The sequence below is a fragment of the Lonsdalea iberica genome (genome assembly GCF_002111585.1).
GTDB classification, from domain to species: domain Bacteria; phylum Pseudomonadota; class Gammaproteobacteria; order Enterobacterales; family Enterobacteriaceae; genus Lonsdalea; species Lonsdalea iberica.
Genome location: NZ_LUTP01000074.1, coordinates 1 through 8,282 on the forward strand (window position 1 = coordinate 1; position 8,282 = coordinate 8,282).

General features: G+C 48.9%; 8 protein-coding genes. All 8 read right to left on the minus strand.

The features are described from left to right. The coding region (locus AU511_RS16170; RefSeq protein ID WP_139829406.1) for an SUMF1/EgtB/PvdO family nonheme iron enzyme at nucleotides 1-315 on the minus strand (315 nt) is incomplete at its 3' end. Between the two features lie 55 nt (nucleotides 316-370). After that, nucleotides 371-1,264: a formylglycine-generating enzyme family protein gene (locus AU511_RS16175; protein ID WP_094110291.1), complete on the minus strand. Its 894-nt coding sequence runs from the start codon at nucleotides 1,262-1,264 to the stop codon at nucleotides 371-373. Nucleotides 1,265-1,279: 15 nt separating this feature from the next. Then, nucleotides 1,280-3,547 carry a hypothetical protein gene (locus AU511_RS16180; RefSeq protein ID WP_094110292.1) on the minus strand — a complete coding sequence of 756 codons (2,268 nt, stop codon included), beginning with the start codon at nucleotides 3,545-3,547 and terminating at the stop codon, nucleotides 1,280-1,282. A gap of 16 nt (nucleotides 3,548-3,563) precedes the next feature. Further along, entirely contained in the window at nucleotides 3,564-6,080 is a 2,517-nt protein-coding gene (locus tag AU511_RS16185; protein ID WP_094110293.1) for a type VI secretion system Vgr family protein, read from the minus strand. A 77-nt stretch (nucleotides 6,081-6,157) separates the two neighbouring features. Beyond that, the gene (locus tag AU511_RS16190; RefSeq protein WP_094110294.1) at nucleotides 6,158-6,367 is read right to left on the minus strand and encodes a hypothetical protein; all 210 of its coding nucleotides are present in this window, start codon (nucleotides 6,365-6,367) and stop codon (nucleotides 6,158-6,160) included. Nucleotides 6,368-6,384: 17 nt separating this feature from the next. Beyond that, nucleotides 6,385-6,849: a putative T6SS immunity periplasmic lipoprotein gene (locus AU511_RS16195; RefSeq protein ID WP_094110295.1), complete on the minus strand. Its 465-nt coding sequence runs from the start codon at nucleotides 6,847-6,849 to the stop codon at nucleotides 6,385-6,387. Then, on the minus strand, nucleotides 6,843-7,412 hold the full coding sequence (locus AU511_RS16200; protein ID WP_094110296.1) for a type IV secretion protein Rhs: 570 nt from the start codon (nucleotides 7,410-7,412) through the stop codon (nucleotides 6,843-6,845). The genes AU511_RS16195 and AU511_RS16200 overlap by 7 nt, the downstream gene beginning before the upstream one ends. 14 nt (nucleotides 7,413-7,426) lie before the next feature. Further along, a partial coding sequence (locus tag AU511_RS16205) for an AAA family ATPase (protein WP_139829407.1) occupies nucleotides 7,427-8,282 on the minus strand: 856 nt, incomplete at its 5' end.

Below are 8,282 nucleotides of genomic sequence, written 5' to 3' on the forward strand. Positions count from 1 at the left end.
TAATGTCTTTATACCCATTGATTCAATGTATGAACTATAATCCGCATTCGTCACCTTGAACTTTGATATCGCGAAGTCACTCAACACAACTTTATGCAGCTTCTTATCATCCTGCTGAATACTCAACGGCAACTTCTCTTTCATTAAAGGACCAAAGTCCCCCATGAGAAACTCTCCCCCTTGAACGGGCACCATGTTCGCGACGGACTTATCTGCAAGGATTTTCGCGGCCTGAGTATCGACTGCTGCACTACCCTGATCGCAACCGGTCAGAAAACACACTCCCGTCGCGATAGCTATTAGCTTCTTATTCATCTCATTCCTTAATGATTACGCCATTATGGTGCTTTCATGAGGCTTGATGAAAGTGCTACTTATTCATCACACAACGGAATACGTATAAAGGACTCACCCCATACTTTTCATAGTTGTCGCGCCCCCCGAATTTAGGAATTGGTTGAGACGATTGTCTGAACATCGTCAGGGCATATTGACTGTCACCACCAACATATCCGCGCAATACTTTCCGGGTGCCTTTCTCTGGCCCCTGAGGGTCATTCACTTGGGAGTGAGAATAATAGTCAGATGCGTACCAGTCATTCACCCATTCAGAACCACTTAAGCCCATGTCGTAGAGCCCCAACGGGTTTGGGGGGTATTTGCCTATGGGGTAGATGGGAAATCCGTAACCATCTGTGTATTCATCCAGCTGATCTTCACTGGGTACATTCTCACCTTCCTCAAACTTACCATTGTTGGTTGCAAAGGGGAGATATTGTCCCCTGGACCTCGCGGCGTATTCCCATTGTGCCTCGGTCGGCAGGTCGATCTTTTTACCTGACATCTTACCCAACCACTGGCAGTAATCTTTAGCCTGTTGCCAAGTAACACCGACAGAGTAATCGTCCTTTGTCATTGATGGATAATCTTTCAACAATATGTTGACTGGGGGATGTTTTATTCCAGTAGCCTTCAGATAGGCTGCGTAATCCGCATTCGTTACCTTAAATTTTGAAATCCCAAAGTCACTCAAAACGACCTTATGCAGCTTCTTATCATCCTGCTGAATACTGAACGGCAGCTTCTCTTTCACAAGAGGACCAAAGTCTCCCATGATAAACTCACCTCCCTGAACAGGGATCATGTTCGCGATGGACTTATCTGCAAGGATTTTCGCGGCCTGAGTATCGGCTGCGGCACTACCCTGATCGCAACCGGTCAGAAAACAGACTCCCACCGCGATAGTTATTAGCTTCTTATTCATCTCATTCCTTAGTGATTACGCCATCATGGTGTTTTTCATGAGGGAGTTCGCGGGGTGTTGTTCATCCACCATCGCAAGGTATTCATCCATTTCATGGTCCGGGATAGAGACAAAAGGATCGTCGTGGTCGACAGAGGTGCGCAAATTGCCATATAAGAGCGCCAGTTTTTCGCCGTAGTGAGTGTAGAAAAACAGACTCCGTTCGCCTATACCAAGGAACTTAATAACATCCTGCTCATTAAGACCTTTATCACCTTTTCTCTCTCCAGGTGAAGTTGTCAGGTGCTGCATAACATTGTTGTAATCCGCCTGACTTTGTACCCACTTTAACGCCTTAAAAACGGCCTGTTTTCGGAGTTTCAAGGGGCCAATCTTCCAACTGTTAACCGAGAAAAAATCATTATTCTGGTTTCTGGGATCAACCCAATCCGCCCAGTTGTTATCTATCAGGGTGGCGATTACGGCTCCCTTTGTTTCTGGTGGGGTATATTTTAGTTGGTCAGGGTTATTGAGGATGCTTTCCATTAACTTAACTCGGGAATTTTCATCCTCAAGATCTAATTTTAACCCATCAATTATGTTCGAAGATTCTTTATACATTGCGTCAATAGCTTGAATGCCCTGAGCAGCCATGACCAACGGAATAGCGCACAACGCTCGGAAGGCATCTCCCTTCATCATTTGCTCCAGCTTCTGATAGTCCACATTGCGGAGCATATAAAGAAAACTCTTCATAAATGCAGAAAATGAATTACCGTCAACTTCAAAGCCCAAAGAACCTTTGGCACCAATACCCCAGCAAAGTGCTGCCTTACAATAAATTCTGAAACGACTGTTAATATATGTCACGTAAAATACTGCGGATCCACCAGCCCCAGCCTGAGCAGCTACGCCAAGAGACAGTTTGGCAATCGCTGTGAATTTTTTCTCTTTATTCACAATTTGCTTGTTACTATCATGAACAATATTGCCGTCACCTTCAGGGTGCGGATCAAACCATTCTATAGCACCGCTGACATTTCCACCCGCCTGAACGCCAGCAAAAGCACCAATTTCTCCGCCTGCCTGGACATCCGGCTGGGGAAGTGTCAAATTAATCTTCCGCTGACCAGGAGGTGGCGGAGGTGTAAGCTTTGCTGGGCTTCCCTTAATCCCATAGCCCTTTGCCATTTCGCCACTAAAATCAGCTTCTACACCCAACTCAATCCCAAGGCTTGCCCCGGCATTACCGGATAACACCGCATTAATGGTGTAGCGAATAGCCCCCATATTACAGACCCCGCCTGCTACACCCGCAGATGCTTTGGCAGGAAACAACAATGCGGTGCCAAGCCGATCGGGAATAAAAAGTTCAGCAGACGCTTTTGCCTCACCCAGTGCAAAACTTGAATGGCCTTCCATCTTCGCGGAAGCTTTCTTTTCTAATGGGTTAAACTCAGCAGACAACCCGGCCCCCTGGCTATATCGCATCAGTTGAGCTTGTGCGCTAATGTCGACATATTGATGATAAGTAGACTCATCGCCAGGCTTATCATTTTCTTTGGGCCATGTAAGCCCTTTATTCATTTTTTTCGCCCAGTCAGTAAGAACGACATTACTGTCTTCTATTAGTTCATCTTCAAACTTAAGGCTGGCTGACGCTTCTTTTAATTGTTTTATTAACTCGTCGATATCAATCTTCCCGGATCGAACTGTCCTTTTCGTTTCAGTCCCATTGGAGTCAACCCCAGTAACTTCTTTATCTGTATATTTAATGAAACTTGCCTCACCGCTTTTCTTATCTACCTCACTGAGCTTGTATTTCCGCCAGTGACTGCGAATTTTGTCGGAGCGGACATAAGTACTCTTGAATCCGGCAGTCTTCTGCAGAGGAATCAACTCCATAAGACCGATAGCTGAACCCTTTGAATTCTCATCAAGCAATTCCCCCTCGGGAACCTTTGCAGTCAGAATTTTAAGTTCTGCCTTTAATTTTTCGTTAGCGTCATTGAGTTGTTGATAGGTACTCTGAAGTTTGCTGTCATAAGCACGTTGCGGTTGTTTGCCTGCCTGAGTCAACATTTCGAAATTGAGCTCATCCAGAGCAATCTGCGCTTTCTTCTGATTTTCCAGCAACGCTGTCATTTTCAGCTGTTCCTGTATGAGTAAGCGATTATCTTTTGCATCAACGCAAAGTAACGTTGCACTGCCCGGGTGAAAATAAACCTGAGGATCATGCTCTCCGTTGACGACAGTGTTTTTACTCACATTATCCAGACGACTTTGCTGTGTACCTTTAGTCACTATCTAACTCCCTGAATTAACCACCAAGCAGTTCAATATTGATTTTGCTTTTTGCCGCACCGAATATTTCTGCTGTCTTACCTTCACTGTCAGTGCGTCCTTCATAAACAGAACCATCAGCAGTGGTTATCCGATATCGCGTGTTAGCCAGGATATCGCCAGACTCCTTATCCTGTGCAATAAAGTTCTCACTATACCCTTGCGGAAGTTCCGGTTTAGGTGCGTCATAGTCCGCACTTCCCATTTTCTGAACGTTGGCACACTTCAGTAGAATATTTCCCGGAGCACCGAGTTCCATATTTCCACCCGCCAGCTTCATAAATGCACCGTCACAGTTAACAACCAGCTCTGTTGCACCCGTGATGACTACTTTGCCTTCCACACTGGTCACCGTGACGTCTTTTTTCGCAATAGCCTCAAGCGCATCATCCTGTGCCTGAATTTCAACTTTTCCCTTAGCGGCAAAAAGTTTCATTCCGGCCTTTCGGGCCAGCACACTCACAGCTTCGCCCGCAGCCACAGTAAAACGCTTAAGCGCGCTGATATCAGTATTTTGCTGGGACATGATCCCCACGCTGGCACTACCCGACGCCATGCGAACCGCCTGTGGGCTGGTGATGCTCACGCCTTCAGGTGCATTCAATATGATCCCTGGTTTAGCAAGCTCTTTGAGAGCTGCGTTAAGCGTCTGCTGGCTTGCAGTATCTGCTGGTAGGGCATCAGCCCCTTCAGCAGCAGATGACAAACTTTTTGCTATCGTCAGAGCATTTTCCAGCTGGGCTATCGCCTCCTGCATGGAAAGCATCTTGTCCCCGGCAAACGGCTGTTTATCTGCAGTGATAAACACCCCTGCACCACCCCGGATGGAAACATGTCGGTCAGTACGCAGCTCAGCTCCTTCACCGCGTAGTTCGCGGGAAGCATCTACATTGTGTCCTAAATTGAGTTGGGTTTTGCCCCCGTACTCCGTACTGAGCTTAACGTGCTCCTCACCGCGTTTGTCTTCCATCCGCAGCTTGTTCAGGCCAGCGGTACGGATAACGTTGCGCGTGCTGTTGGCCTCAGTGACGTGGTCAACATGGCGGGAGTCATGCAGCGCGTGAGCGATATACGGGCGATCCGGATCGCCTTCATGGAAGGCGATGGCCACTTCGGTGCCCTGTATCAGCGGGAAGTGAAAACCGTACTTATCACCACCGTAAGGTTTGGCAAAGCGTACCGGCATGCTTTCCATGCCCTGCTTTTTGTCATCACGGTCGGCATCAAACTTCACCCGGTACATGCCCGATGCATCCTGCCAGGCGTAAATATCATTATCTTTGGCGCTGGTCACGCGCGCCATCATCGTACCGCTGACCACCGGGCGCTTTTTGGCGGCAGGACGCCAGCAGCGGTTCTCGTAGTACGGCATCCCCTCCCACATCACGATCAGGGCATCTTTACGACTGGCGATATAGCCCGTGCGGGTAATGATAATGCCGTTGTCCGTTTCTGACGGTAGTGTCGGCGGTACCACACTTTCACTGATGGTCAGCACCTGGGCCGGGGAAAGCAACGCATCATTAGCGCAACCGCTTATAGTCGTCTGTCCTGACAGAAAACGCTCGTGTTCAAGGCGAGCCCAGAAGTTGCCAGTTTCTGCTGAAGGTGTGATTTTATCGCCACGTTCAAGATGACGCGGCAGGTAGTGATAAACCTCACCGTAGGTAATACCGTCACCGTCGCCGCGGGTCATGTCCGCCGGTACAGAGGCCAGGACATTCTGGGCTTCACGATGATTGTAATCACTGGCGGTAACATTACGCTCAACCACGTTCTGTCGGACGTTAACCCCCCAGACCGAATCCGCTGCATTGTCACTCATTCCCGACGGGCTGCTGAGCGGCAGAGACTTACCGAACGTCCATGCGCTCTGCTTGTCTGCGAAATGTACCACTTCAGTCTGGGTGTCAGGTTGCAGAGTGAAGAAGTAGAAAATCCCCACTTCGGCCAGCAAACGCTCAATGAACGCGAGGTCACTTTCCTTGTACTGGTTGATCTGTTCGCGTTTTGGATAGTCGGCTTTGAGAGTGAACTCATACTCCCAGCCTTTCAGGCCATGCTCCTGTAATACTTCGGTGACGACGTCCGGTACTGACTTGTTGACGAAAAAACGATGGGTACGGAATTGCTTGCGCAGCAAAGACAGGAACGGCTCAATAATAATCTGGTACGTCGCCTGGTCACGTGAGCCACTGATACGCTTAAAATGCGTCACCACGCCATGCACCACTTTCTGCCCGGTCAGCCCCATCAGAGGCCCGGTTCCCATGGTCAGTGTGGCAGGTTTGGTCAACAATTGCGCTGAACTGATATTCTGATCGCTGCTGGTAAAGATGATGTCGTAGTGGTAAAGCTCACTCATGAACTCCTTACCGTTAAACTCTTCCACATCCAGTGAAGCTGTGCAGGACGGAATATCCAGGCGATAGCGGTTCAGCCCGCCTTCAGTTAGCGCAGACAGGGTGTTCTCAAGCGTATCTGTCAGACTCATGATATTGACTCCATGGGATAACCTGCAGTCCATGACTTTCTTGCCGACGGGCAAGTAACAGGTTTATTCAGGGGTACTCAGCGAGTACGAAAAAGCGTGATTACGGCTCCAGCCCCGAGGGCGCAGGCAAGGGTTTTAACCAGCAACACGGTCATTTCAAAATTGTTCATGCCGTATTCGCCGTCGCCACTAATGGTGATAAAGCGCTTAACGAATGTGTAAAAACACGTATCAGGAAGAAACAGCACTCCCGCAACCACTAAAGTTAAAAAGATAAAAACCTTCATGGCGTTATACCGGGGCACTATTCAGAGACTTCAATCGAGCCATATGGCCTTAATATTTCGAGATCTGTCAGTGGAAAATTATATACCCGGCCCTGACTCAATCCGACACCAACAACAAACTTCCTTGGTTCATCAACATTTCCGGCAGACACCAGGACAAAGTCAACGATATATTTTTGATTATTTTCGAACTTATAAAATGATGAAGGTATACACAGTTGGCCTAATTTTATTGAAAGTGACGGCTTATCAACAAATTCTTGTTTCTTCGGCGGTGTCCCTCTTGGATTAATCGAAATAATCGCGGGTTGGTAATCCTGCGCATTCGTAATCTGAAAGCAAACATTAGCACCAATCAAATTAACCTGCGTCGTTTCATCAAGCTGAAGTCGATCCCCCTGACCAGGGCACCCCGTCAGTAGAAATATGAAGGGCAAGGTTAATCCTGTAAAAAATAAAGAGCTATATCTTTTAATCACCATGGAAAGCCCCTTAATGCCTCTTTGTAATGCTGTCGGATTACACTTTCCGAGAGATCACCATCCAGAGTAACGTCATTCGATCTTCGTAATGTAATCCATGCTTTATAACCATGCGCCTGCAAGGTGAAATTATCCGCAATTATCTGCGCCTGCTGCTCCATCGGATAATCACTTAACAGACGACCGTCAAGCGTATAGCGATAACTGACCCACCAACTCACCAGACCTCTACCGATGATGTTCATTCCTCTGGCTCGTTGCCAGACATGACTCATCTCATGAATGAAGAGATGCTGAAGATCATCCAGCGTCTGAGAAAAATCCTCTCTGTATAACGTGGTACGAAAATACAGTTCACCATTAGGTGTCATTGCCACATTCTCGTTCTGCAATCCAAATGGCAGATAACTGCCATGATGAATTTTAACCTTCTCGTAATCGATCCGGTTGCCAAATACCGTTCTGGCTAAGGCGACTTCCCCGGTGGTCAGTTTTCTGACGGAATCATCATCCTGCTTCTTGTCGCCCTTCTTTTTCTTCTTGCTGGCATCATGAATGGTCATTCCCTGCCTCCGGATTAGCGTTCAGCTGCGCCTGAAAATTCAAGCCCAATCCCTTCTTCCTCACTCCATCCCAGCGTCAGCGACGTCGGCTTCTGCTTCGCCGCCATATGGCTCAGCAACTGCTGGCTCAGTACCGGCAGGATTTGCTGGTTAAGCAGACTGTCGACGTTGCGTGCGCCGGTATCCGGCAGCAGGCAGGCGGCAGTGAGTGCGTCATACAGGCTCTCATCAATCTGCGTGGTCAGGCCATAATGACGATGCAGGCGCTTACTGACCTGTGCGAGTTTCATCTCAACGATGGTACGCATGGCAGGCTCACTCAGCGGACGGTAAATCACGGTCTGGAAGCGGGCCAAAAGCGCTGGCTGGAAGTGGTCGCGTAAAATCGGGCGCAGCAGTTTGTGCAGGTCACCTTCAGTAGCGTCCGGCTGTTCGTCCAGCAGCTGCATCAGGTAGTCGCTGCCGAGGTTGGAGGTCATTAGGATAACGGTATTACGGAAGTCAATTTCACGCCCTTCACCATCGCGCATAAAGCCGCGGTCGAACACCTGGTAGAACAGGTTCATGACGTCGCGGTGGGCTTTTTCCACTTCATCCAGCAGCACCACGCTGTACGGACGCTTGCGCACCGCTTCGGTAAGAATGCCGCCCTGGCCGTAACCGACGTAACCCGGCGGTGAGCCTTTCAGCTGCGACACGGTGTGCGGCTCCTGGTACTCCGACAGATTGATGGTAATCAGTGACTTCTCACCGCCATACAACACATCCGCCAGCGCCAGCGCGGTTTCGGTCTTGCCGACGCCACTCGGGCCGACCAGCAGGAACACGCCCTGTGGGCCACTCTCTGACGTCAGCCCTGTCTTCGCCGCG

Bases quoted from the DNA above. Each gene is read 5' to 3' on its own strand.
- AU511_RS16175 (WP_094110291.1), bottom strand. From the start codon at position 1,264: ATGAATAAGAAGCTAATAACTATCGCGGTGGGAGTCTGTTTTCTGACC.
- AU511_RS16195 (WP_094110295.1), bottom strand. From the start codon at position 6,849: ATGGTGATTAAAAGATATAGCTCTTTATTTTTTACAGGATTAACCTTG.
- AU511_RS16200 (WP_094110296.1), bottom strand. From the start codon at position 7,412: ATGACCATTCATGATGCCAGCAAGAAGAAAAAGAAGGGCGACAAGAAG.
- AU511_RS16190 (WP_094110294.1), bottom strand. From the start codon at position 6,367: ATGAAGGTTTTTATCTTTTTAACTTTAGTGGTTGCGGGAGTGCTGTTT.
- AU511_RS16185 (WP_094110293.1), bottom strand. From the start codon at position 6,080: ATGAGTCTGACAGATACGCTTGAGAACACCCTGTCTGCGCTAACTGAA.